General features: G+C 64.9%; 21 protein-coding genes and 1 pseudogene. 10 read left to right on the forward strand and 12 right to left on the reverse strand.

What is annotated here, in order from left to right; translation table 11 throughout:
- The first annotated feature begins 1 nt into the window (after window position 1).
- From A0J57_RS06225 to A0J57_RS06240, 4 genes are all read left to right on the forward strand, one after another.
- Window positions 2–751: a hypothetical protein gene (locus A0J57_RS06225; RefSeq protein ID WP_021245231.1), complete on the forward strand. Its 750-nt coding sequence runs from the start codon at window positions 2–4 to the stop codon at window positions 749–751.
- Complete coding sequence (locus A0J57_RS06230; RefSeq protein ID WP_021245232.1) at window positions 735–2255, forward strand: F0F1 ATP synthase subunit alpha; 1521 nt, start codon at window positions 735–737, stop codon at window positions 2253–2255. Before A0J57_RS06225 ends, A0J57_RS06230 begins: the two co-directional genes overlap by 17 nt.
- Complete coding sequence (locus A0J57_RS06235) at window positions 2252–3100, forward strand: F0F1 ATP synthase subunit gamma (protein WP_021245233.1); 849 nt, start codon at window positions 2252–2254, stop codon at window positions 3098–3100. The genes A0J57_RS06230 and A0J57_RS06235 overlap by 4 nt, the downstream gene beginning before the upstream one ends.
- Window positions 3101–3179: 79 nt before the next feature.
- Window positions 3180–4946, forward strand: coding sequence for an oleate hydratase (locus A0J57_RS06240; RefSeq protein WP_021245234.1), 1767 nt, complete (start codon window positions 3180–3182; stop codon window positions 4944–4946).
- 143 nt (window positions 4947–5089) lie between these two features.
- On the opposite strand, the gene A0J57_RS06245 is transcribed toward A0J57_RS06240, so the two are convergent.
- The 5 genes from A0J57_RS06245 to A0J57_RS06260 form a co-directional block, all read right to left on the reverse strand.
- Window positions 5090–5710: a response regulator transcription factor gene (locus A0J57_RS06245; RefSeq protein WP_021245235.1), complete on the reverse strand. Its 621-nt coding sequence runs from the start codon at window positions 5708–5710 to the stop codon at window positions 5090–5092.
- Window positions 5711–6054: 344 nt separating this feature from the next.
- A complete protein-coding gene (locus A0J57_RS27255; RefSeq protein ID WP_021245236.1) occupies window positions 6055–6348 on the reverse strand; it encodes a hypothetical protein in 294 nt (97 codons plus the stop codon).
- Window positions 6349–6668: 320 nt separating this feature from the next.
- Window positions 6669–7553, reverse strand: coding sequence for a ribose-phosphate pyrophosphokinase (locus A0J57_RS06250; RefSeq protein WP_021245237.1), 885 nt, complete (start codon window positions 7551–7553; stop codon window positions 6669–6671).
- The gene (locus tag A0J57_RS06255; protein ID WP_021245238.1) at window positions 7550–9088 is read right to left on the reverse strand and encodes a thymidine phosphorylase family protein; all 1539 of its coding nucleotides are present in this window, start codon (window positions 9086–9088) and stop codon (window positions 7550–7552) included. Before A0J57_RS06255 ends, A0J57_RS06250 begins: the two co-directional genes overlap by 4 nt.
- Window positions 9085–10545, reverse strand: coding sequence for an MBL fold metallo-hydrolase RNA specificity domain-containing protein (locus tag A0J57_RS06260; protein ID WP_021245239.1), 1461 nt, complete (start codon window positions 10543–10545; stop codon window positions 9085–9087). The genes A0J57_RS06255 and A0J57_RS06260 overlap by 4 nt, the downstream gene beginning before the upstream one ends.
- Window positions 10546–10796: 251 nt before the next feature.
- Between A0J57_RS06260 and A0J57_RS06265 the strand changes: the two genes are divergently transcribed.
- From A0J57_RS06265 to A0J57_RS06280, 4 genes and pseudogenes are all read left to right on the forward strand, one after another.
- A complete protein-coding gene (locus tag A0J57_RS06265) occupies window positions 10797–11060 on the forward strand; it encodes a DUF2933 domain-containing protein (protein ID WP_013039078.1) in 264 nt (87 codons plus the stop codon).
- Window positions 11057–11806, forward strand: coding sequence for an isoprenylcysteine carboxylmethyltransferase family protein (locus A0J57_RS06270; RefSeq protein ID WP_021245240.1), 750 nt, complete (start codon window positions 11057–11059; stop codon window positions 11804–11806). Before A0J57_RS06265 ends, A0J57_RS06270 begins: the two co-directional genes overlap by 4 nt.
- Window positions 11807–11861: 55 nt before the next feature.
- On the forward strand, window positions 11862–12137 hold the full coding sequence (locus tag A0J57_RS06275; RefSeq protein ID WP_030541607.1) for a hypothetical protein: 276 nt from the start codon (window positions 11862–11864) through the stop codon (window positions 12135–12137).
- Between the two features lie 680 nt (window positions 12138–12817).
- Window positions 12818–13456: pseudogene (locus A0J57_RS06280) on the forward strand (integrase); the annotation flags it as partial.
- Between the two features lie 43 nt (window positions 13457–13499).
- On the opposite strand, the gene A0J57_RS25225 reads toward A0J57_RS06280, so the two are convergent.
- Together A0J57_RS25225 and A0J57_RS06290 are read right to left on the reverse strand one after the other, a co-directional pair.
- The gene (locus A0J57_RS25225) at window positions 13500–14027 is read right to left on the reverse strand and encodes a Mov34/MPN/PAD-1 family protein (protein ID WP_076605729.1); all 528 of its coding nucleotides are present in this window, start codon (window positions 14025–14027) and stop codon (window positions 13500–13502) included.
- On the reverse strand, window positions 14024–15925 hold the full coding sequence (locus A0J57_RS06290; protein ID WP_052757561.1) for a ThiF family adenylyltransferase: 1902 nt from the start codon (window positions 15923–15925) through the stop codon (window positions 14024–14026). The genes A0J57_RS25225 and A0J57_RS06290 overlap by 4 nt, the downstream gene beginning before the upstream one ends.
- Window positions 15926–16067: 142 nt before the next feature.
- Between A0J57_RS06290 and A0J57_RS06295 the strand changes: the two genes are divergently transcribed.
- Complete coding sequence (locus A0J57_RS06295; protein WP_020818070.1) at window positions 16068–16457, forward strand: antitoxin Xre/MbcA/ParS toxin-binding domain-containing protein; 390 nt, start codon at window positions 16068–16070, stop codon at window positions 16455–16457.
- A 5-nt stretch (window positions 16458–16462) separates the two neighbouring features.
- Window positions 16463–17155, forward strand: a complete 693-nt coding sequence (locus A0J57_RS06300; protein ID WP_021245246.1) for an RES family NAD+ phosphorylase — start codon at window positions 16463–16465, stop codon at window positions 17153–17155.
- Between the two features lie 188 nt (window positions 17156–17343).
- Here A0J57_RS06300 and A0J57_RS06305 read toward each other — a convergent pair whose 3' ends face one another.
- From A0J57_RS06305 to A0J57_RS06325, 5 genes are all read right to left on the reverse strand, one after another.
- The gene (locus A0J57_RS06305; protein WP_021245247.1) at window positions 17344–18876 is read right to left on the reverse strand and encodes an alginate export family protein; all 1533 of its coding nucleotides are present in this window, start codon (window positions 18874–18876) and stop codon (window positions 17344–17346) included.
- Window positions 18873–22079 (reverse strand): efflux RND transporter permease subunit, encoded by a 3207-nt coding sequence (locus A0J57_RS06310; RefSeq protein WP_025546723.1) that lies wholly within the window; start codon window positions 22077–22079, stop codon window positions 18873–18875. The genes A0J57_RS06305 and A0J57_RS06310 overlap by 4 nt, the downstream gene beginning before the upstream one ends.
- Complete coding sequence (locus tag A0J57_RS06315) at window positions 22069–23319, reverse strand: efflux RND transporter periplasmic adaptor subunit (RefSeq protein WP_021245249.1); 1251 nt, start codon at window positions 23317–23319, stop codon at window positions 22069–22071. Before A0J57_RS06315 ends, A0J57_RS06310 begins: the two co-directional genes overlap by 11 nt.
- A complete protein-coding gene (locus tag A0J57_RS06320) occupies window positions 23319–24536 on the reverse strand; it encodes a TolC family protein (RefSeq protein ID WP_235600801.1) in 1218 nt (405 codons plus the stop codon). The genes A0J57_RS06315 and A0J57_RS06320 overlap by 1 nt, the downstream gene beginning before the upstream one ends.
- A gap of 117 nt (window positions 24537–24653) precedes the next feature.
- Window positions 24654–25040, reverse strand: a complete 387-nt coding sequence (locus A0J57_RS06325; RefSeq protein ID WP_146001642.1) for a hypothetical protein — start codon at window positions 25038–25040, stop codon at window positions 24654–24656.
- Window positions 25041–25046: the final 6 nt, after the last annotated feature.

The raw sequence follows: 25046 nt of genomic DNA on the forward strand, positions 1-25046 counted from the left end.
CATGCGGATCGACTGGTGGACGCTCGCGCTGCAGGCGGTCAATGTCCTCATCCTCGTGTGGCTGCTCGGACGCTTCCTGTTCCGTCCGGTGATGGATGCCATCGCTGCCCGCCAGGCATCGGCCCAGGCGCTGCTCGACGAAGCGCGGGAGGCAAAGGACCGGGCACAGGCCGAAGCGCAGGCGCTCAAAACGCAGAATGACGGCTTCGTCGCGGATGCGGCGGCTCGCCGCGCCGAGATCCGGACCGAGGCCGAAGCGGAGCGCCAGCGCCTCCTCGCGCAGGCCAGGCTCGAGGCGGACGCCGTCGTCGAGCAAGGCCATGCGGCGATCGATGCCGAACGCGGGCGGGTGGCGGCGCAGTGGCGGGAAAAGGCAGCGAACCTCGCCGCCTCGATGGCAGGCACGTTGCTCGCTCGTCTCCCGCCCGAGCAGACGGTGCAGGCCATGGTCGACGCGCTCAAGGCGCGGCTCGGAGACCTTTCCGAGGCGGATCGCCGCAGCCTGGCGGCCGCCGGGCCCGTCACCGTCGCGACGCCCGCGCCGCTGACGGCCGATCTGCAGACGCAGGTAGCGCGCGCGCTTGGCGAAATCCTGCCGGATACCGCGACCCCGATCTTCGCAGTCGATCCAGATCTCATCGCCGGCGCGGAGCTTCGCACGCCCCACGCCGTCGTGCGCAACAGCTGGCGCGCCGATCTCGACGCCATGGTTGAGAGCCTCAATGAAGACGATCATGCCCGGATCGCCTGAAGACTGGCTGACGCAGGCCCAGAGCTGCATCACGCGCGCCAATCTCGGGCCGCGTGTCGATGCAATTGGCCGGGTGGAATCGATCGGCGACGGCGTTGCCATGGTCTCGGGCCTTCCGGACGCGCGCCTCGACGAATTGCTCTATTTCGCCCGGGGCCAGACCGGATTCGTCCACACGCTCGACCGGGACCGGATCGGCTGCGTGCTGCTCGACGATGCCGCCCAGGTGGAGGCAGGAGACACCGTAACCGGCTCGGGCGAGGTGGTGCGCGTGCCGGTTGGCGAGGCATTGCTTGGCCGAGTCGTCGATCCGCTCGGCCGTCCGCTCGATGGGGGCGCGCCGATCCGGGCCAGGCGCTTCGATCCTGTCGAACGGCCGGCGCCGGCGATCATCGAACGCGACCTCGTCGTCCAGCCGGTGCAGACCGGCACGCTCGCAATCGATGCGATGTTCGCCATCGGCCGGGGGCAGCGCGAACTCATTCTCGGCGACCGCGCCACAGGCAAGACGGCGCTCGCGGTCGACACGATCATCAACCAGCGCACCAGCGACATGATCTGCGTCTATGTCGCGATCGGCCAGAAAAGCTCGGCGGTCGCGCGCGTGGTCGACCAGGTGCGGCGGCATGGCGCGCCGGACCGCACCATCTTCGTCGTGGCGAGCCCCGCCGCGGCGCCGGGGCTGCAATGGATCGCGCCGTTCGCGGGCTTCACGATGGCCGAGTATTTTCGGGATGGTGGCGGCCATGCGGTGGTGGTGCTCGACGATCTCACCAAGCATGCCGCGACCCATCGCGAGATCGCCCTGCTGACCGGACAGCCGCCCGGGCGCGAGGCCTATCCCGGCGACGTCTTTTTCCTCCATTCCCGCCTGCTCGAACGTGCGGCGCGTCTCTCGACGGAGAAGGGGGGCGGTTCGCTCACGGCTCTGCCGATCGCGGAGACCGATGCCGGCAACGTCAGCGCCTATATCCCGACCAATCTGATCTCGATCACCGACGGTCAGATTATTCTCGACGCGAAGCTGTTCGCGCAGGGGCACAAGCCCGCCATCGATGTGGGCACGAGCGTGAGCCGGGTCGGCGGCAAGACGCAGCTTCGCGTCCTGCGCGACGCGAGCGGGACCATGCGCCTCGACTATGCGCAGTTCCTCGAGCTCGAGATGTTCACCCGCTTCGGCGAGCAGCCCGAGCCGCGTGTCCGCGCCCAGATCGAACGCGGCAAGCGCTTGCGCGCCTTGCTCGTGCAACCGCTGTCGAGTCCACTACGGGTCGTCGACCAGGTGGCGCTGGTCGTGGCGCTCGGCGAAGGGTTGCTCGATGGCATGGCGGTCTCGGAGATATCGTCGCTCCGCACGCGGCTGCCCGCCTGGATCGACGATCACGTCCCCGATCTATGCGCGCAGATCGAGCGGACTGGACAGATCGACACCGCGCAGCGGTCCGCTCTGATGACGACGGTGAAAGCGCTGATCGAAAGCCAGCCGGCCGGTTCTGCATCATGAGCGATCGCCTCGCCGAGATCGGCCAGCGGATCGAGACCGTCCGCCAGCTCGGTGCGGTGGTCAACGCCATGCAGGGCATCGCCGCGCAGCGGGCGCATCAGGCGCGCGCGCTGCTGCCTGCGGTGCGACGCTATGCGGAGACCGCCCGCACCGCCATTGGCCAGGCGCGCCGCCTTGACGAGCCACTGGCGCGTTTTCCGGCGCGGGCGGTCGGTGGTGCGAGAGGCGGCCTTATCCTGTTCGGTGCGGAGCAAGGCTTTGCCGGGGCCTTTCCGGAGCAGCTGCTCGACGGCGCCGCGGCCGACATGCAGGACAGGCATATTCTTCTGATTGGCGCGCGCACGGCCACGCTTGCGGCCGAGCGCGGTCTGCGCATCGCATGGAGCGCGAGCATGCCGAGCAAGGCCGATGCGCTGCCCGCACTCGCGACAAGCATCATCGACGCGCTGTACGACTATCTGGACGAGGTCGGCGCGGTGCCCATCACCATGGCTTATCCGGTCTGGAGCAGCGGCAAGGGCGTCTCGATCGTGCGCGCGAGCCTCCTGCCGCTCGACCTCGACACTTTCCCCGCGTCCACGGCGGATTTGCCGCCGCTCGTCAATATCAACGCGGCGGACCTTATCGGCGACCTGACCGCGGAATATGTCTTCGCCCACATCTGCGCGGCTGCGGTCGAGACGTTCGTCGCCGAGAATGAGGCACGGCTGCGCACCATGGCGACCGCCCGCAGCCACATCGATCGCAAGGGCGAGGCCCTGCGCCTCGAGGAGCGCCTCACGCGTCAGGATCAGATCACCAGTGAAGTCGTCGAACTGAGCGGCGGGCGACATCGGCGAGAATGAATGCAGGGCAGGCATTTCTGCTGTTCAGCAAGAAACCGCAGAACCGCCATTGTCGTCGGGATCAAGGATGGAGTTGAGCATGCACTATAGTAGCGGGAACTACGAAGCTTTCGTGCGGCCCCGCAAACCTGAGGGCGCTGACAGGAAGACGGCCTGGTTCGTCGGCTCGGGTCTTGCGGGACTGGCAGGCGCGGCGTTCCTGATCCGCGACGGCGGCGTCGCCGGCGAGCATATTACCATCCTTGAGGAGTTGCATATTCCCGGCGGCGCGCTCGACGGCCTCGACGTCCCCGAAAAGGGGTTCGTCATCCGCGGAGGGCGCGAGATGGAGGAGCATTTCGAATGCCTCTGGGATCTCTATCGCTCGATCCCGTCGCTGGAGATCGAGGATGCGAGTGTGCTCGACGAATTCTACCGGCTCAACAAGGACGATCCGAATTTCTCGCTGCAGCGCGTCACGCAGAACCAGGGCCAGGATGTGCCCGACAAGGCTTTGCTGACACTCGGCGATCGCGCGCGAAGAGATCTGATCTCCGTCTTCCTCGCGACGCGGGAGGAGATGGAGAACAAGCGGATCAACGAAGTCTTCGGCGATGATTTCCTCAGGAGCAACTTCTGGCTCTACTGGCGCACCATGTTCGCCTTCGAGGAATGGCATTCCGCGCTCGAGATGAAGCTCTATCTGCATCGCTTCATCCACCATATCGGCAGTCTGGCGGATTTTTCCTCGCTCAAGTTCAACCGCTACAACCAATATGAATCGATGGTCCTGCCGTTGGTCAAATGGTTGCAGGATCGCGGTGTGAGATTTCGCTACGGCGTCGAGGTCACCGACGTCGATTTCGACATCCAGCCCGGCCGCAAGCAGGCGACCCGGATTGCCTGGATCGAAAACGGCGTCGAAGGCGGCGTCGATCTCGGCGCCGATGATCTCGTCTTCATCACTATCGGATCGCTGACCGAAAATTCCGACAATGGCGATCATCATACACCGGCCAGGCTGAATGAGGGGCCGGCGCCGGCCTGGGACCTGTGGCGCCGGATCGCGGCCAAGGACCCGGCCTTTGGTCGTCCCGACGTGTTTGGATCCCATATCCCGGAAACCAAATGGGCGTCGGCGACCATCACCACGCTCGACGCGCGCATTCCGGCGTACATTCGCAAGATTGCCAAGCGCGATCCGTTCAGCGGCACGGTGGTGACCGGCGGCATCATCACGGTCAAGGACTCGAGCTGGCTGCTGAGCTGGACGGTGAGCCGGCAACCCCACTTCAGGAAACAGCCGAAGGACCAGATCGTCGCCTGGTTCTATGCCTTGTTCGTCGACCGACCCGGCGACTATGTGAAGAAGCCGATGCAGGACTGTACGGGCGAGGAGATCACGCAGGAATGGCTTTATCATCTCGGCGTGCCGGTCGAGGACATCCCCGGCCTCGCCGCGACGGGGGCGAAGACCGTGCCGGTGATGATGCCCTACATCACCGCCTTCTTCATGCCGCGCCAGGCCGGCGACCGGCCGGACGTGGTGCCCGAGGGCGCGGTCAACTTCGCCTTTGTCGGCCAGTTTGCCGAGTCGAAGCAGCGTGATTGTATCTTCACGACGGAATATTCGGTGCGCACGCCGATGGAGGCCGTCTACACGCTGATGAAGGTCGAACGCGGCGTGCCCGAAGTGTTCAACTCAACCTATGATATCCGCACGCTTCTGGCCGCAATCGGGCCGCTCAGGGATGGCAAAGGGATCGACATTCCCGGCCCGTCCTTCCTGCGCAAGCTGTTGATGACGAAGCTTGAAGGCACAGAGATCGCCCAGCTGTTGGAAGAGTTTCATCTCCTTTCGCGATAGCAATCAAGCGCGACCCTTCGCCTGGGCTCACGAAAATTCCGCCAAAAGCTGATGAACACCGTCGATGCATCCCAGCAGGCACTATGTCCGCGCCATCAGGTGACACGCAGAGATTCAACCGCAGCAGCCCTGGCCGCCTTTACCTACAGCGGCCTTCCCATTCCAGCCGCAAAGGCGATCCGCAAGGTTTCGGCAAGGGTACGGACTCCAAGCTTGGACATGATGCTCGCGCGATGGACTTCGACCGTCCGTGAAGAAATGCCCAGATCATAGGCGATGGTCTTGTTCGGAAGGCCTTGCGCAAGGCCTTCGAGAACATCCCGTTCGCGCGGTGTCAGTAGATCGACCTGTCGGCATGCCTCGGCTTCTTCGAGAGCGCGCCCCTCGGCCGTGTCGATGCGCGCGAACGCTCGGTCTATCGCATCGAGCAGCAGCGGCCGTTCGATAGGTTTGGCCAGGAAATCGACAGCACCCGCCTTCATCGCTTGGACAGCAAGCGCAATGTCTCCGTTGCCGGTCAGCATCACGACTGGCATGCTTATATCCATCTGCGTCAGCGCTGCCTGAACCTGTAGACCGTTCATGTCCGGCATGTGCATGTCGAGAACGATGCTACCTCTTTCAGCTTCATCTGCAATTTTCAGAAAGTCGACTCCCGAGCCATAGGTCTCGACGGCAAATCCCGCTGTCCTTAATGTGAATCCTACAGCTTTCCTGATTGTTTCTTCGTCATCAATGACATGAACGACGCGCTTGCTCTCCATGGCCCCCCGGACGTGTTGGCATTGCTGCGCACCCCAGCGGGCACAGCTTCAAAGGGGAGACCTTCTACGGGTAGGACCATGGTCCAAGGTCAAGGCCGAAATACCGCCGCATCACAACAGGCAAGGCAGGTGCTCGGCGAGAGGGGGGTAAGCGACCCGGCATCATGTGCCGAACTTTGCGAGATGACCGCTCTTGCGAACGGGGCGGCGCTCCCTCTGGTCTCCCGGCGGCAAGGCGCCGCAAGACGCTGCCGCCGGGAGTGGGCACGCCTCTTGGGGGATGAGCGCGCTGGTTGCTCCTAAGCTCGACGCGTCATGTTGTCATGGCAAGAAGCTGATAATCGCTATTCTGTGTCAGCAGCGCGCCGTAACGCCGATGTCCGGGGCGGATCGCAGCTCCGCTCGCGCGCCGCTACGGCACGGCGAATCCGATTCAGCACGAACCGGTGATCATAGGGTTTTGAGATCGAAGGCTGATCATCGCAGAGATCGCCCGCCTTCCGTGTCGCAGTTTCGATATTCCCGGCGAGGATGGCACCGATACCGGGTTGTTCCTGACGAACCAAGGATGCCAGGCCCGCGCCGCGCTCAGCGCGATCGAGCCAGCGCAGCGCTGCCATCACATCGTCGACCGGCACCGGGATGCTGGCGGGCGACGGAGGGCCGGTTGGCCCTCGACGGCGGAGCGATCGGACGCCCAGGATGCAAGGATGGCGGGCTTCACTTCGGGCTCAAGCTGCGGGTCCGAGCAACGATGAAGGGATCAAGGAAAGAGCGTGTGTGCGACATGACATATCCTCCTTTCCTGCCGCGACTTTCTCCGAAAGCGAAGTTCCCGGAAGATTGGTTCGGGCTCGTGTAGGGTCAATGGATGGGAATGCGCCCGGCGTTTGCCGGGCGTTCGTTTTCATCGTGCATTGAGCATTGAGTACTGAAGAACTGACGCGCAGCGCACCGTTCAAATTCCGTGACGAACGGCCTCCGCAATCGCCGGCATCACGTCGATATCATTAGAGGTATGCGCAACAGCGTTCGTGCTGACGATCCTCTCGACGAGCCCACCCAGGACTTGCGCTGCATCGCCGGCGAAAAGCGGATGCACGACCACGCAATCCGGTCGCGCGAACCCCATGCCGACCAGCTGGCGCGCCGCCTCGGCGAGGGTCCGGCCGGATGAGGCGATATCGTCGACCAGCACCGGCTGGCGATCGAGAAACGCTGGGGCATTCGGAATCGAGATGGTGACGTCACGGTCGCCGGACCGGATTTTCTCGCACACGAGAAACGGAGCATCGGCATCGGCCGCCACCTGCGAGACCCACTGTTCGCTTTCCAGGTCCGGACCGATGATCAGCGGACGAGCGACATTGCGCTTGATCCACGAGGCCAGAAGTGGCGCGGCATGAACAACCTGGGTCGGGATGCGGTAGATTTCCGACAACGCATGATAGCGATGGAGATGCGGATCGACCGTCACCAGCCAGTCGAGATGGCGGGACAGAATCGCGGCAAAGGTTCGCGACGTCACCGCCTCGCCGGCATGGAAGCGTATGTCCTGGCGCATGTAAGCGAGGTAGGGGGCGACGAGCCCGATCCTGCGAGCGCCCAGATCGCGCGCGGTGTCGGCTGCGAACAGCAGCGGCAACAGCTTGGCGTCCGGATGATCGAGACTCGACAGCAGGATGACCTCGCGGTCGCTGACGTCGCTTACGACCCTGAGATAGGTTTCCCCGTCAGGAAACTGACGATGCTCGATCGTGCCGACCTCTGCATCGAGCGCGGCGGATAGCGGCTGTGCCAGGGCCTCGCTGCCAGGCAGCGCGAACAGCACGGGACGGTTCATAGCGCTTCAATCCCGAAGATCGGCCCGTCGCTCACCGCATAGGCCGCCGCATAATCGAGCTCGCCCGGGCTCTCGGCATGAATGGTGCACAAGGGAGCCCCGGCATCCACCATCTGGTTCAGCCGACACTGCAGCGCGACGCCGGCGGCCTTGGCCATCGGCGCGCCGGCAAGCTTCGCGACCGTCGCGAGCTTGCGATTGTCGATACTCACCAGGCGGCCGCTATAGGGAGCGATCATATCCTGTTGGAACCGGGCGACCGGTGGAGCCCGCATGCCGCCCTGCGCTTCGCAGATACGTTGGAACTTGGCCCAGGCCCGGCCGCTTTCGAGGCACGCCCGCGCACGCGCATAGCCTTCGCCGGCCGGGGCTGCGTCCGCGAGCTCAAGCAGTCCTCCCGCCAGCTCGCAGGCCCGGTGGGCGAGATCCTCGGCGCCCGGCTGCCCCTGGAGCACGGCAAGGATATCCTGCGCCTCGAGCGCCGGACCGATGCCCCGTCCGATCGGCTCGGCGCCGGGGCCGCGCATCACGCGCGTGCGAAGCCCGAAGGCTTGGGCGACAGAGCTCAGCGCCCGCTCGAGCGTGTCGGCGGCATCGGCTCCGCGTACCTTGGCGGTCGGCCCGACCGGGATGTCGATGACCAGATGGGTCGCACCGGCCGCGATTTTCTTGGACAGCACCGAGGCGACCATCTGCCCGACGGCATCGATATCGAGCACCCGTTCCACGCCGATGATCACATCGTCGGCAGGGCTGAGGTTGACGGCGCCGCCCCAGGCGATGCAGCCGCCTTCGCGCTCGACCACCTTGCGGATTGCGGAAACGTCGAGGTCGACAGGTGCCAGCACCTCCATCGTGTCCGCCGTGCCGGCCGGCGAGGTGATCGCCCGCGACGATGTCTTGGGCATGATCAGGCCCTCCGCGGCCATGATCGAGACGATGATCGGCGTGGTGCGATTGCCCGGCAATCCACCGACGCTATGCTTGTCGACGATGACCGTTCCGGGCCACTGCAATCGCTCGCCGACATCGACCATCGCCCTGGTCAGGCTGATCGTTTCGTCCGTATCGAGCGGGACCGCTGAGCAGGCCGTGACGAATGCCGAGAGATGGACATCGCTATAGCGTCGCTCGGCGATGTCGGTGATGATCGCTGAAAAAGCCCCGTCACTGAGACGATTGCCATAGATACGCCGACGCACTTCGGCGAGCGAGGCGAGAGGCTGGGCGTGCGCGATCTCGACCGGATCGCCCTCGCTGACGCCGAGCCGCTGCCATGCGGATTCCGAGAGGCCGATCTCGCCGGGCGCTGGAGTCTCCGCGGAACTGTGCAGCAGCGAGACGACGATTTCCCGCCCGCCGGCGCGCAGCGCGACCTGCGCGCGGGACGCAAGACCTTCCGAGCGGCAGACGGGACAGTCGTGGCGCATGACCGCGATCAGATCGCTACCGGCACCCGACAGGCCGATGCGGCGTGCCCGCAGCGTCGTCGCGACAGACTCTGCTTCGGCGTTCTCGATGATCCCGGGCTTCACGCGAGCATGCCCCAGCTACCCAGCGCCGGTACGCTGCATGCCCAGCCCAGTTCCTCCGAGACACGCTTCGCCAGGACGTGGGCGCCGGTCGGCTCGCCATGGGTGACATAGACGTGGCGCGGGGCCTCGTGCAGCGAGCCGAGCCAGCGCATGAGCTCGTCGCTGTCGGCATGCGCCGAGAGCATCGTCAGGTTGGCGACCTCGGCTTCGACCGGGATATACTCGCCGTGGATCTTGATCGTCCGGGCGCCGCCGATCATGGCGGCGCCGCGGGTGCCCGCCGCCTGGAAGCCCGAGAAGAGGATGAGGTTCTTCCCATCCGGCGCGAAGCGCTTGAGATGGTGGAGCACGCGGCCGCCCGTTGCCATTCCGCTGGCCGAGATGATGACCTTTGGGGCGGGGTTGGCGGTGAGTTCCTTGGATTCCTCCACTTCGCGCACATAGTGCGCGACGCTGCACGCCGCTTCGCACTCGGCGCGGGCCAGGCGATGCTCGTCCATGAAATCGCACATCAGCCCGCTCGCGTTGATCGCCATCGGGCTGTCGAGGAAGATCGGGATGTCGCGGAGGCGTCCCTGCGCGCGCAGACGCGAGAAATGATAGAGAAGCGACTGGACCCGTCCCACGGCGAAGGCCGGGATCACCACCGTCCCTCCTCTCTCGACGCATCGTTCGACATGATCTCCAAGCGTCTTTGTCGGATCGACCTGCTCGTGGCGCCGATCGCCATAGGTCGATTCCACCAGGACATAGTCGGCGCGCGCGGGCGGCTCGGGATCTTTCATCACCGAATCGCCGTAACGGCCGATGTCGCCTGAGAAGAGGATTGTCCGCCCCTTCCAGTCGATCTCGATCGACGCCGCGCCGAGGATGTGGCCGGCGCGATGATAGCGCACCCTGATGCCGTCCGTGACTGCATGCCACGCTCCGAACTCGATCGGCCGGAAGAGCTGCAATGCCAGACGCGCGTCAGCCTGGGTGTAGAGCGGCAGCGCCGGCTGGTGCCTGGAGAAGCCGTGCCGGTTGGCGAACTCCGCATCCTTTTCCTGCAGATGACCGCTGTCGGGAAGAAGGAGCTCGCACAGGGCCGCGGTCGCCCGGGTGGCAAGGACGGTACCGTCCCAGCCCAGGCGCGCCATGCGCGGTAGCGCGCCCGAGTGATCGAGATGAGCGTGGGTCAGCAGGACTTGGCCGACATCGGCGACTTCGGGTGGAATTGGCGCCCAATTAAGGCGGCGCAGATCCCTGGGTCCTTGAAACAGGCCGGAATCGACAACGATCTGAGTTTCACCATCGTCCACCAGATAACGCGACCCTGTGACCGTTCCCGATGCGCCGAGAAAGGCGACGCCGAGACCATCGGCCGGGCGCTTAGCCAGATCGATCCTTGCTTCGCGCTCGAGGACGGTCACGCCGGACTGGTTGCGGGAATGGTGCCGTTTCTTTCTCTTGTGCATGGACGCGGGCCTGCCTCTCACGATTATGTTCGTGAGCGCAGCTTTGATTCGCGGACGCCGCACGCCTATACGCAAAAGCCGCAGCACGACTGCTGCTCCCGACAGTTGCGTCGCGCGAACACCGGTGGCCGATCCGATCGATCACCTTACCCATGCTTGCGCGATGCCCTTCGGACTTCGGTCTCTACTTATACCTTGCTCCTTGGACTCGAGCCTATGCAGGCTGGACGTTGACTAGAAGAGAACGGCATATGGGCGAACATGACCATCGCATGCGCAAGCGCGGCAAGATCGTTCTGATCGGCTTCCTGCTCGTCGCCAGCTTCTTCCTCATTACCGAGCATACCGCGCACTTCCTGGGTGTGCTGCCCTATCTCATCCTGCTCGCCTGCCCGCTCATGCACCTGTTCATGCACCACGGCCAAGGTGGGCATCAGCATGGCCATGAGCCCGGCCAGGCACCCGCCGGCTTGCCGGCCAATCCCAACGGCCGCATCGAAGGAGAGTCGCGATGACGCACGCCGACTATGGCTATGGTCTGTGGGGGCTCGCGCTGGTCAATGCCGCCGTTTTCATCCTCTTTGCGTTCAGCTTCTTCAAGCCGGCAACGCGGCGCGACTGGCGCAGCTTCGGCGCGTTCAGTGCGTTCATCGTCGCGCTCTTCGCCGAAATGTATGGCTTCCCGCTCACCATCTTCCTGCTGTCGGGGTGGCTCCAGTCGCATTTCCCCGGCGTCGACTGGTGGAGCCACGATGCTGGCCACATCCTGGAAATGATGTTCGGCTGGCGCATCAATCCGCATTTCGGCCCGTTCCACATCGCCAGCTTTGTGCTGATTGGTGTAGGCTTTTGGCTAATCTCGATCGCGTGGACGGCGCTTCACACGAGTCAGCGCAAACACGAATTGGCAATGACGGGGGTCTACGCCCGGGTGCGGCACCCTCAATACGTAGGGTTCATCCTCGTCATGCTCGGTTTCTTGCTACAATGGCCGACGCTTCTGACGCTTGCCATGTTTCCAGTGCTGGTGGTGATGTACATTCGTTTGGCTAAGCATGAGGAGAGATACGCGCTCGCGACCTACGGCGATAGCTACCGCCAGTACATGGCCCATGTTCCCGCCTTCTTCCCCAGCTTGCGTTGGAAGCGGGAGATTGCAGGACTGGCCTTCACAGGAAATGCTCGAATGGCAGGCCATCAGACGGACGGGCCGGTTAGCGAGGGTTCTCGAGAACACGACAACATGCTGCCAGGAGGTTAGACGTTGTCCTCCTCCGCAAGATCATCACGAACATGACGAAATCGAGGGGGCGTATGTGACCATGCAGGTGACGATCCTTGCGATTGTAGTAAACGGCGTTCCCGTCCTGAGCCTCCATCAGACCCGATCCGCGGCCTGGAAGCGGCTCATGAGATTCATAGACGCGAAATGGCCGGAGCGCCTGGGAGCGATGCTTCCCCCTGCCGAAGACGAAGCGAAGGCGCGCATGTTCTTTCGCGAGGAAGATAAAGACCTGTACGCGATCATCGACGCCGACATATCAGAGCTGCACGATGCCTTGGGGTGGGTCAAAGATCCCGTCGTTGGTTAGCCCGTCACGCGATCGCCCTCGAAAAGCTGGGCCGCCCACCGATCGAGATCGCAGCCACGTCCTGAACGTCACCGAAGTTCAGGACGTGACCGAGCCCGGGCAGTGCGATCGGGCGCTATCTGTAAGCCGGACAAGCAACTGACCTGTTCGACCGCCGTGCCAGCGGGCTGATTGCCAAGGGCGCGGCCGGATTTTGCGTCGGCGCAACGGGTGTCAGTCGGTGTCGGCCTCTACGGAGAGATGTGCAGCGGCTGTCATCTATCGCCCCGGCGCGGAGGAATCGGAGGTGAGCCAAGGCCCTTAACGGCAAGCCCCGAACTGGCGAGGGGTGGCGCAACGCCTCACGCCCGCTCAGCAGCCCTGGATTATCAAGCATGGTGTAAGCTGACGGCCGAGCCGGCGGGGGGCAAGACGCACCGGATCCCCTGTCTGGGACACGGTGGCGTTCGTGCGCTAACTCTCGGGGATGACGGCTGAGCCGTACAAGCGCTGGTCGCGGGCGCACCTGTCGGCCACGCGGGATGATGAAGAATCTGGCAGGCACGAAATGAGACACGCAAGGATGGAGATTCGACCCTGAGAAGCACCAAACTTCGGCTGCACCTTCTCGCGAGCCGCACTCACAAGTGGCTCGCGATCATTGTCGGCGCGCAGCTTCTTTTGTGGTTCGCGAGCGGCGCGTTCGCGCCTCCGAGCTGGTGGTGATCGACGTCACGGACATCACGGAGGCGCTTGACCCGGAGGCGCGGCTACTGACTATTGCGCGCAGCAAGGGAGATCCGGAAGGAGAGGGGGCGACCGCTTATCTGTCGCGGCGATCCGTGCGCGCCATTGCGGCCTGGCGTGCTGCCTCGGGCATTGAGGCCGGCCCCTTGTTCCGCCGGGTGCAGGTACGGCGCTACAAGGCCCGCAAGGCGGTCCCGGGGCGGCGCATCGATAGCATCTCGAGTCGCGAGACCTGGGACTTGCGCAAGACGCTACCGAAGCCAGCTGTGGCGGCGCGTGTGGAATATGATATCGGCACGGCGGCGCTGCATCCCGGCTCGATCGGGCCGATCTGGCGCGCCATCATCAATCAAGCTTTCGAGCGCGGCGCACTACCGGATTTGACCAAGGACGATCTGGAACGGCTGCTCAAGGGGATCAGCGCGCATTCGACTCGAGTGGGCCTCAATCAGGACTTGTTCGTCGTCGGGGAGGATCTCGCCGGGATCATGGACGCCCTGCGCTGGAAGAGCCCGCGCATGCCTCTCGCTTACAACCGGAATCTCGCGGCCGAGCAGGGCGCGGCTGGCCGACTAATGGCGAAGATTGGGTGACGGGGCTAGGTCTGTCGCGGCGAAACGGCATGATACAATCACATTAGAAATCAGGCTGAGCCCCCTGAATTGCAGAAGTTCCGCCGATCTTCTCCAAACCCCACTCTTCAGGCGGTTCAAAGATCCGGACGTCAGTCTCGACGGACCGCGCCCGTGCCAGCAGGCCCGGCTTGTTATAGGTCCAGGCCCGGCTCTCGTAGCGTTTCTCACTCAGCGAGGCGATGAGCATCGCGGCCCTGGGGACCCGCTTGCCGATGCGGCGCAGGGTCATATGGTCCTCATTGCTCATCACTGCCGGGGTATCCGGATGCGTGTGCCAGTCTCCAAGATAATCCAAATCGCCAGCGCTGGCCGAAAATGCCTGACCTATTTGCTCCAGTTGCCAAACATGATCCGGTATGAAGGCGTGCCGCCCGTGCATTGCGCGTGGTCCGGGACCGATGACCCGGGCCACGATCCGATCGTCGCCATCGTGCCAACCGAGCATCACGCCGCCTGTTTCCAGCGGATGGAATGCGGTGCCCAGTTGAAGAATTCGACGATTTGCGGCGGCGCTGAGCCAGAGAGTCACGCAACCTCCCGGCCACAGCAGACGGGGTGCGCGCGGGCATGCCCGACCTCCCAGGTCGGTAGGATCCGCCTCCCGTCCTTGAAGTGCGAGAGGACGGCAACGTCCCAATCCCCCGCGTCGAAAACATCCGGAATGGTGACGGCAAGCACACCGCGAACAACTTGTAGCGACACTTCCTGCAGATCGAACGAGCCCCCCGTGAATGTCGGCGCATTGCATCCGACAGGAAGTACGGTGCCGCCGGTGTCTTCCGCGGGCTGCGGTAACGTGCCGTCAAGCCATTGAGATTGGACGCATAGGAAGCATGCTGGATGATCGGTCGCGAACTTCGCGACCACGCCGCCTGCGGCGCCCAGGGTTGCATAGCCGATCACAAGAGGGGTTCCGATATCTTTGCAATGAAACGCCAGCGCCTGCTGGCATTCGGTTGACGCCGACGTGTCGATCACGACGTCAACTGAGCCGATCAGCGATCGCAATTGCTGCAACGGGTTCCCTTTGAGTTGTCCAAGGTCTTGCGAGTCAGAAAGCGCCGCGCCGACTTTGGTTTGGCCGCTGGACGCCTGCGTCCACGGGTAGTTTTGCTGGATGAACGCTGCGAGCACTTCGGACTTGGAAACACCCCATACCGCGCGACCGAGCGGCCAGCGAACATAATTGCCGGGCTCGACCAGGTCGGGATCGAACAGGCTGATTTCCTTGAAACCGGCTCGCGCCAGCTCAATAGCGGCGAAGCTTCCGATCGCACCACATCCTATGAGCAGGGCCTTCTTACCGCGCAGTGCGCTGGCGACCGGCAATCGACTGAACATGTCGTCGGAAATGCCGTAGCCCCGGATGAAGCTGACATGGCGACGCTTGCCGACCCAACGATTAGCCAGGAAAATCCATCCGTCACCAAGACCATTCGGCCCATAAGCGACCTCCTCCTCGATGAGAATCGCCGTGATGCTCAAGGGGGCTTTCCCGATCTTCGTCCAGCCGCTTGCTTCCCCTTGGAACAGGTTCGCCTCAGCTGCGACCAGTGCTTCCGCTTCGGCTAGGAGGGCTGCCGCGTCCCGTCCAAGGGTCGGTTTCATGCGCACCCATCGGGCTGGCAGTGGCGACCACTTTCCTGTTCGCTGCGGCAGTTCAAATGGCTCTGCGAGCCAAACCCCTTTAGCAGGTCTCGTCTGCGTCATGATCGCTTCGAAAGCTGCGCCGTCCTTCTTAGGGCCGGCTATCGGGCGTTCCTGGCTGACGGCGGTCGCTGGGCCGAATTTGCCGGTTGGAGCGGTGCGCCCCTGTCCAAAGTACACGGCAGAGTTGGTTTCACCCTGGCCGTTAAAATAGGTCGAGAGCGGATCTGGATAAGGCTCCTCCGCCTTGGCCGCTTCTTCCCAAGAACCAGCATTGCGGTGGCCGATGGCATCGAACAGCTGCTGCAACTGGCGGTCGATCATGTCAGCCACAAGTTCGTTCGGGTCCCACTGGTCATTGCCTTGGATCAAAAGGCAAAGGGCCTTGCTGTGCGGATTTTGATGGCGATCGAGTTCAAGATCGGGTGCCGTCACTTCGGGGCGGCAATAGGGGTGTAACGAGGAGAACCCGACAAGTAGCCGAATATCTCCTCGCTCCTTGGCCGGCCAGATAGCTTCCAACAGGAGGAAGCCATCTGACTTGTGCTTAACCAAAACCGCAGCGCCGTGGCGTTCAAACGCGGCCAATTCGGCCCGGTACAGGCCGTCCCACGAGTCCCACCAGCCCTCGGTTGCGGTCATCTGTTCAACCAACCGGGCGGTGGGGTGGCGGGTTGGACGGCACCGGCGGACCATCCGGACGGCCGGGTGTATGGCTCGGCGGGCCTTTGGGCACATCGGGGTGCTGCGGATGATCCGGGTGGCCCGGCGGATTTCCATTGTTGCTGTTCATCATGATCTCCTGAGAGGACTCTTGACGCCGTGTCATCATGGACTAGAATCGCGTTCGAGTCCTGATTTGAACTGTATGTATTAGGACTGATTTGCAAATCAAGTCCAGAAATGGACCGGGGAGCTTTTTATGGGCAATTCGCAAGCCGATGCTCGCGCGGGCATGGGAACGACCCGGATTCCGGTGGAGCTAGAGGCCTTTTTCCAGATCGCGGAACGCTGGGAGTTGACCACTGACGATCAGATCAGGCTCTTGGGCTCACCGGGCAGGTCGACATTCTTCAAATGGAAGAAAGAGGGCGGAACGCTTCCGAATGATACGACAGAACGCCTCTCTCACATCTTGGCCATCTGGAAGGCCCTGCGTATCCTGTTCACGGTCGACGAACGCGGCGACGCGTGGATGCAAAAGCCCAACGAATTTTTTGATGGTCAGTCTGCCCTGGCTATCATGTTGCGAGGGGGAGTCGCAGACATATATCGAGTTCGGCAATATTTGGATGCTCAGCGCGGGGGTTGATCGCAATGGAGTTGGTCGACATCGAATGTGAGCTTTACAGGCTTATTCCCTCGCGTTTCCCGCCCGTTTCAGTTTTCGACGGCCTCGTGGCAAACGACAGGCTCGATCAACTCGCGGAGATCGAGGCGCGCACCAATCCGCGTTTACAGTCAGATGAGCGGCTACGAGCCTTATATGGTGATAGCGGGTCGCCGCAGCTTCAAAACTGGAATCTCGCTCCGTTCAAATACCTCAACCCTGAGGGGAGCCGCTTCTTCCCGTCTACCTGGCCAGCGTTGGAACTTTCCGACGATCAACAGACGGCGCTTGCTGTAGCGGTCGCTCGGCGCGAAGGATTCCTGCGGCGAACGAGTGAGGCCGCCCTTGGCTTGGACATGCGGATGCTCAAGACCCCGGTGGCGGGAAAGTTTGCGGACCTCTCGGAAGTTTCGCCCAACCTGGAGCGGGAAAAACGCTGGGAGATAGCAAGAGATTTGCCAGAAGCGGCGGATGGCATCATCTACTGCCCCCCTGAGCGACCGTCGCACCGCTGCTACGCGGTTTTGCGAGGCGACAGGCTGGGGCGAACCATCCAGACGGTTCACTATCGTTTTGCATGGGACGGATCGCGTATTTCGGCCGTCTACGCCTTTGATGAAGTGGGCCGAAAATTAAGTCCTGAGGACTTCTCTTTGGCGGATGACGCACTCGCGGCTTAGTCTTTTGGGCAGTACATCGTTACTACAGGTTGCGGGACCGCCGTCGGCTACCGTGAGCATCGCTGCGCGAACTTTCCAGGAAGTCCGTTTCCAAGATGAGCTGACAGAACCCTATTTGCCTGCTCTCAAAATGACCTTCGTCAGGTTGGGTGGGCGTCCAATACACGCGATCGCAAGCCGACCGCCCGTCAGAAGCTCGCCGTCAAGTTGAACGAACCATAGCGCGTCCATTCTCCCGGCGGCGCATTGGGTGCGTCGCGGAGGAAGCGCCCCTTGGCGAGCAGCAGGCCGTCGAGTTCGAAGCGCAGCCGCGTGGGCACGAGCCAGTAGCGAATGCGTGCCTCGATCTGGTGACCGGCAAAATCACCGGAGCGCCCCGAGGCGTCGCGCACGCTGGTGGAGGAGAAGCTGTCCTGATCCGCTGCCAGCCACATCGGCCGATAAGAGGCGAACCAGTCGAGCCGCTTGCTCGGTGTCGCTTCGATGCGAATGCCGGGCGTCATGATATTGGTCCGGGCGATGGCATTGTAGAGCCCGGCCGGCGCGAGATCGGCGCGGCGCATGCCGAACAGTGTGTCGAAGCGGCCGAACCTGCCGCCGGGTTTGTCGCCGCTGGCCCGGTCGAACTCGACCGATAGGCGCGGCTTCCAAGGGCCGGCGAAGCTGTAGCCGACGTCGGCATGGATGAAGCTCGCGCCGACGCTTTGCCGCGCCGCAGTGGGCGCCGGTGACGCGCTGACATGGCCGGTCTGGTAGAAGGCCTCGATCTCGTAGTCGAACTTGCTGGCCCGCGGCTCGGCAATGATCCGCCCACCGAACGTGTCGAGCGAGCGGTCCCGTGTGGGCCGCCCGGGTGCATCGCGCTCGCCGAGATGGAAATAGCTTAGCTCCGCCATTGCTGCCCCGATCGCCTTGGCCTTGCTGACCTGCCCGCCCCACAGCACGAGATCGAAGCTTTCCCTGTCGAGTCGCACTTTGGCATCGCGAATGCCTTGGGTGTCGTCGGGCAGACGGACTTGCGGCAGAGTGTAGATCAGCGTCGTCTTCCAGCCCTGCGGCGCGGCGATGTCGGCGCGCAGGCCGGTGTAGCCATTGGTCGTGTTGCGATAGTCGTCAGCCGCGACCAGCCGGCGCGATCCCAGGTTGAGCGTCATGCGCCCAGCGGTGAGCGTGAGTTTCGTACCCTTGCCGCGTGTGAGGTTGTTGTCGATCCCCCAGGCGAGGCAGGCGCCGGCGATGGCGACCGCGCCCAGTCCGAATCCGCTGCCGGTGCCCTGCCAGGCCAGCAGCGCCGCGCCCGCCAGGATCGCTAACGCCCCGAGCAGCAGTCGGCGATCAACATTCTCGCGGAACACCGCCCAGGCAATGCCCATCGTCGCGAGGCCCTCGAGGTTGAGAAGTAGTGCGGCCGAGGAGGCTGGCGTGGTCGTCAGGCCAAGCATCAGCAGCAGCGGGCCGGCAACGCCCCCGGCAAGCACCACGAGTGCCATCCAGCCCCAGTCGCCACGAACGAGCGGCGCTTCGTTGCTCACCCGTCTTCGCAGCACCCAGACGAACGCCAGCCCTAACCCCGATCCCAGATAGAGCAGGCTCGCCAGCAGCCAGGGGTTCACGCCTTCGCCCAGGAGCGCCTTGGCGAGCGGCGTGCTCGCCCCGAACAATGCCGCCGAGGCAATGCCGAACGGCGCGCCCGGCCAGGCGACCCAGGATCTGAGGCTCATGCTGTCGCCTCCGTCACCAAAGGCCGATCCGCTTCGCCTTCCTTGCGGCGGACGAGCCGATAGAGCGTGGGCAGCACCAACAGGGTGAGCAGCGTCGACGAGATGACACCGCCGATGACCACCGTCGCCAGCGGCCGTTGCACCTCGGCCCCCGCGCCGACGTTGAACGCCATCGGCACGAAGCCGAGGCTCGCAACCAGCGCGGTCATCAGCACCGGCCGCAGGCGCGTCAGCGCGCCCTCGCGGATCGCGTCCTCAAGGCTGCGGCCTTCGGCCAGCAGCGACCGGATGAAGCTCAGCATCACCACTCCGTTCAGCACCGCCACGCCCGAGAGCGCGATGAACCCGATGCCTGCCGAGATGGAGAGCGGCAGCCCCCGGATCAACAGCGCCGCAACGCCGCCGGTGAGTGCCAGCGGCACCCCGGAGAAGACGATCGCGGCGTCCCGACCCGAGCGGAACAGCGCATAGAGCAGGCCGAAGATCAACAGCATCGCCGCCGGCACCACCAGCTGCAGCCGCTTGGCAGCGGAGATCAGCTGTTCGAAGGTGCCGCCGTAGCTCACCCAGTAGCCGGCGGGCATCTCGACCTGCGCCCCGACCTTGCTGCGGAGCTCCTCGACGAACGAACCGAGGTCGCGGCCGCGGACATTGGCGGTGACGACGACGCGGCGCTTGCCGTCTTCGCGGCTGACCTGGTTGGGGCCGATGACCACCTCGACCTTGGCGACGTCCTCGAGCGGCACGAAGCCGCGTGGTTCGCCGCCGCCGGCTCCCAGCGGGATGCGCAGCCGGCCGATCTCGTCGACCCGCGTGCGAAGATCTTCGGGCAGGCGAACGATAATCGCGAAGCGGCGGTCGCCCTCGAAAATCTGTCCGGCGGGCGCGCCGCCGATCGACACCGCGACCACGTCCTGCACGTCGCCGACATTGAGACCGAGCCGGGCGAGCGCGGCTCGGTCGGGCGTGATCTGCAGCACTGGAAGGCCTGTGACCTGCTCGACGCTCACGTCCTGCGCGCCATCGATGCCCGCCACGACCTTCTCGATCGCCTGGCCGATTTCGTGCAGCCGGTCGAGATCGTCGCCGAACACCTTGACCGCGACATCGGCGCGCACCCCCGACAGGAGCTCGTTGAACCGCATCTGGATGGGCTGGGTGAACTCGTAGTTGTTGCCGGGGATGGTCCGGGCCGCCGCGTGCATCTCGGTGACGAGCTGGGTCCGGGGCTTGCGCGGGTCGGGCCATTCGTCGCGAGGCTTTAGCATCACGAAGGTATCGGCGACCGAAGGCGGCATCGGGTCGGTCGCGACCTCGGCGGTGCCGATCTTGGCGACGATCCGCTCGACCTCGGGGAAGCGCTTGAGCCGCGCCTCCAGCGCTCTCTGCATCTCGATTGCCTGGCTGAGGCTGGTGCCGGGAATACGCAGCGCATGGAGCGCGATGTCGCCTTCATCGAGATTGGGCACGAACTCCGATCCCATGCGGCTGGCGGCGAGGCCGGCGAGCGCGACCAGCGCCACCGCGCCGACCACGACCGCGACGCGCAGCCGGAGCGCCATGTCGAGCGCGGGGGCATAGGCCTTGCGCGCGAGAACCATGAGCCGGCTTTCCTTCTCCTCGACCCTGCCCGTGACGAACAGCGCGACCGCCGCCGGCACGAAGGACAGCGACAGGATCAAGGCGGCGCTGAGCGCCATGACCACGGTGATTGCCATGGGATGGAACATCTTTCCCTCGACGCCGGTCAGCGCGAAGATCGGCACATAGACGAGCGCGATGATCAGCACGCCGAACAAAGACGGGCGGATCACCTCGGATGTGGCGGATGCCGCGAGATCGAACCGCTCCGTGCGCGTCAGCAGCCGGCCATGCCCATGCTGCGCCTCGCCGAATCGGCGCAGGCAATTCTCGACGATGATGACCGCGCCATCGACGATCAGGCCGAAGTCCAGCGCACCGAGGCTCATCAGGTTCCCCGACACGCCCGCCTGGAGCATCCCGGTGATCGTCATCAGCATCGTGATCGGGATGACCGCGGCGGTGATCAGCGCCGCGCGGATATTGCCGAGCAGCAGGAACAGTACGACGATGACGAGCAGCGCGCCCTCGGCGAGGTTCTTCTCGACCGTGCCGATCGCGCGCTCGACGAGCTCGGTGCGGTCGTAGATCGCCTCGGCTTTGACGCCGGCCGGCAGCGCTTTGGCCGCCTCGGCAAGCCGTTCGGCTGCTGCGCGGGCAACGATCCGGCTGTTCTCGCCCGCGAGCATGAACACGGTGCCGAGCACAACCTCGCGGCCGTTCTCGGTGGCGGCGCCCGTGCGCAGCTCCTCTCCCAGGCCCACGTCGGCGACATCGGCGATGCGGATCGGCACGCCGCCGCGATTGGTGACGATGATCGACTTCAAATCGTCGATACCCGACGCCTGGCCGGGCACGCGGATGAGATACTGCTCGCCATAGCGCTCGACATAACCAGCACCGACATTGGCGTTGTTGCGTCCAAGCGCCTGCACGACATCGTTCAGGGTGAGGCCGTAGGCGGAGAGCCGCTCGGGCAGCGGCGTCACATGATATTGCCGCTCGTAGCCTCCAATGCTGTTGACCTCGGTGACGCCGGGCGTGTTCCTGAGCTGCGGGCGGATCACCCAGTCCTGGAGCGTGCGTAGATCCTCGGGACTGTAGGCGCTGCCGTCGGGTTTGCGCGCACCCGGCTGCGCCTCCAGCGTGTACATGAAAATCTCGCCCAGGCCCGTCGCGATCGGCCCCATCTCGGGCACCACCCCTTCGGGCAACTGGTCGCGCGCGTTCTGCAGCCGTTCGTTGACGAGTTGCCGCGCGAAATAGATGTCGGTGCCATCGGCGAAGACCGCAGTCACCTGGGAGAGCCCGTAACGCGAGACCGAGCGGGTATATTGCAGCCCCGGCAGACCCGCAATTGCGGTCTCGACCGGGAAGGTCACGCGCTGCTCGGCCTCGAGCGGCGAGAAGCCCGCCGCTTCGCTGTTGATCTGGACCTGGACGTTGGTGATGTCCGGAGTCGCGTCGATGGGCAGGCGCTGGAACGCCCAGATGCCGATGGCGCAGAGCAGCGCGACGGCGGCCAGTACCGCCCAGCGGAACCGGATCGCGCCGGCGACGAGCCTTTCCAGAATCGGTGGGCGTTCGAACAGCGGCGGACGGGCGGGAGCCTCAATGGTCATGGCTCGCCCCCGACTTCTCGACATCCGCGCGGATCAGGAAGGCGCCGTCGGTCACATATTCGGTGCCGGGTTCGAGCCCGCCGAGGATCTCGGTCCACTCGGGCGTGCGCCGCCCGATCTCGAGCATCCGCACCTCATAGGTGTTGCCGACTTTGGCATAGACCACCTCGAAGTCGCGGAAGCGCTGGATCGCCTTGGTCCTGACCGCGAGCGGGACATTCGCCGACGCGACTGCGAACTGTCCCTCGACGCCCATGCCGGGACGGAACATGCGCGCCGCCGATTCCGGTAGGTGGACATGGGCCATCAGCGTCTGGCTGGCGAGATCGGCGGTCGGCAGGACCGCCTCGACCGCGGCCTCGATCCGCGCCTCTCCGGAAAGACTGCGCACGCGCACCGTCTGCCCGACACGGACGCGCTCGGCATCGCGCGGATACACGAAGAACTCGGCGTGGAGCTTCGCCGGGTCGGCGATCACGAACAGCGCGCGATCGCCGGTTACGTCGCCGACATTGGCGTTCTTTTCGATGATCGTGCCGCTGATCGGCGCCGGCACCGCGTAGGTCTGGAGCGAGTGGCTGGATTCGACGCGGAGCAGGGCCTGACCCTTGCGGACCTGCTGGCCGAGCTGCCCGCTCATCCAGACGATCTGCCCCGGCAGCCGCGCCCGGACATCGGCCTTGCCTTCGGGCGTGATCTCGATCCGTCCGGCCATGTCGATGAGCTCGGCGATGGCGACGGGTCCTGCCCGTTCGGACTTCACACCGCCGGCGCGCGCCGCCTCGGCGGAAATCGTCGTGCGGCCCTCGTAGGAGGCATAGGACCAGCTATGTGTGCGCCCGCCCTCGACCGCGCGCACCTTGACGTCGAACGAATGCGGCTCATGCACGACGCCGCCTCCCAGCAGATAGTCCTCGCGCGGCGTGAAGGCGAAGCGGTCGATCCGGCCGCCGAGCCGCGTGAGTTCGACGCCGAGTTGCACTTCGCCCGGCGTCACGGGCTTGCCGCCGCGATAGGCGTAGACGTGGAACTCGGGTTCGACGCCATCCTCGAAGATGGTCATCTCGACCGCGAAATCGCCATCGCGCAGCATTCGTCCGCGATGCGGGCCGCGCTCATAGTCGGCGGCCTTGGCGGCGGGTTCTTCCCCGGTTTCGTTGGCGGCGGGGCTGCCGCTGCAGGCGGCCAGCAAGGCGCAAGCGGCGAGGATGCCGCCGCGTACAAGGAAGGAGGTCTTCATCAGCGGTTCTCCGCGCTGGCGATGAGGGGAAGATGGCGGCCGGTTAGCCGGTCGAGCCGGGCGCCGATGAGATGGAAGCGGCGCAGCAGGTCGATGCGGCGCGAGCGCAGCTCGATCACCGCCTGGCTCGCCTGGCTCACCTCGAGAAAGGTGAAGGCGGTGCCGCCGCGCCGGAAGCCGTCGCGCACCATGACCACCGCACGTTCGGCGCCCGGCAGCACTTCGCGGTCGAGCCGAACGATTTCGGTCGCGAGCGCGGCGCGTTCGGCCGTGAGCCGGTCGATCTCGCGTCGCCGTTCGACCCGTGCCACCGCGATCTCGGCTTCGGCCGCTTGGGCATCGGCACGTGCGCGCTCGACATTGCCGCGATTGGCGGAACGGTTGCCGAGCGGGATAGAGCCGCCGACCACCAGCGCGACGTCGTTGCCCTGGCCGAAATGCCGCACGCCGACCCGCGCGGTCGGATCCCCCGCATTGCCGGTCTCGGCAAGGCGAACGCGCGCATCAGCTGCGGCGCGCTCGGCGTCGAGCAAGGCGAGATCGGGAAGATCGCCCTCGGCGGCGGGAGCGGCGGCGAGATTGGTGAACGGCGCGGTGTCGAGCCGATAGTCCGCCGTGCCGCCCCACCAGGCGGCGAGATAGGCGCGGGCGATGCGGGCGGCCGCCTGGGCCTGGTCGAGCGCGATCCGCGCCTGCGCCACCGACGTTTTCGCGCGCTCGGCCGCGAACAGCGGATCGAGCGCAGCGGCGACCCGGCGACGGACTTCGGTTTCAACCCGCTCGGCCTCGGCGAGCCGCTGTCCGGCGACCGCCACCGCCGCCTCGGCGGAAAGCGCCTCGACCCATGCCGCCTGCACCTGGGCGAGAAGGTCGAGCATCCGTAGCCGCGTACGCGCCGACGTCACGCCTACCGACGAGCGGGCGGCGCCGATGCGGGCTTCGCGCTTGCCGCCGCGTTCCCAGGTGCGCTCGTACCAGGCCGTGGTCTGCGAACGGTCGATCGGCGAATAGGGGCCTGTGCCGGCGAAATCCTCGACGTCGACGCCGATCACGTCGCGGGGACGGACATCGGCCTGGGCAATAGCGGCGTTCGCCGCCTGGAGTTGGGCCGCAGTGGCCGCGACGACGGGATCGCCGCTCGCCACCCGGGCCAGCGCATCGGAAAGCGTCAGGTTTTGGGCCGAAGCCGCCTGCGCGTAGAGGAAAAGTGGAAGCACGGCGCAGAGCACCGGCATCTTGGCAAGGCGCGCGTGGGCACGCGCGCGATCGAATGAAAACATGAAAGGCCTCGCAAGACGGCACGACACATCCGCGCCGAACCTGCGACGCGGGGCTCAGGCGTTTGGGCCGAGATCCTTGGGAGGTCGTTCGGGGCCGCGCGCCTTCACGCCGAGCGGCCGTCGCTGCGGCTCGAAAGTGCCCGCGCTGGCGGCCAGCGCGAGTATCGCCGCCGGCGCCTGATCGGGGACGATCAGGCCGGAGCCGCCATCGGCATGGTGGTGATGACCGCCGGCAAGATGCCCGACAGGATCGTCGTCGCTGTCGTCCGGCTGCGGGCTGTGATGATCGTCGGCATGATCCAGCTCGAGCGAAAGATCGCCCAGGAGCATGTGCTCATGGGCGATCGGCGCGCCCGGCGCATGCTGGATTCGGTCCATGGAGTTAGACAGCGACATCCCCGCAAACACGAAGACGAGCGCGATGCAGAGCATCGCGGTCAACCGCTT

The organism is Sphingobium sp. 22B (genome assembly GCF_001580035.1).
GTDB lineage: Bacteria > Pseudomonadota > Alphaproteobacteria > Sphingomonadales > Sphingomonadaceae > Sphingobium > Sphingobium fuliginis.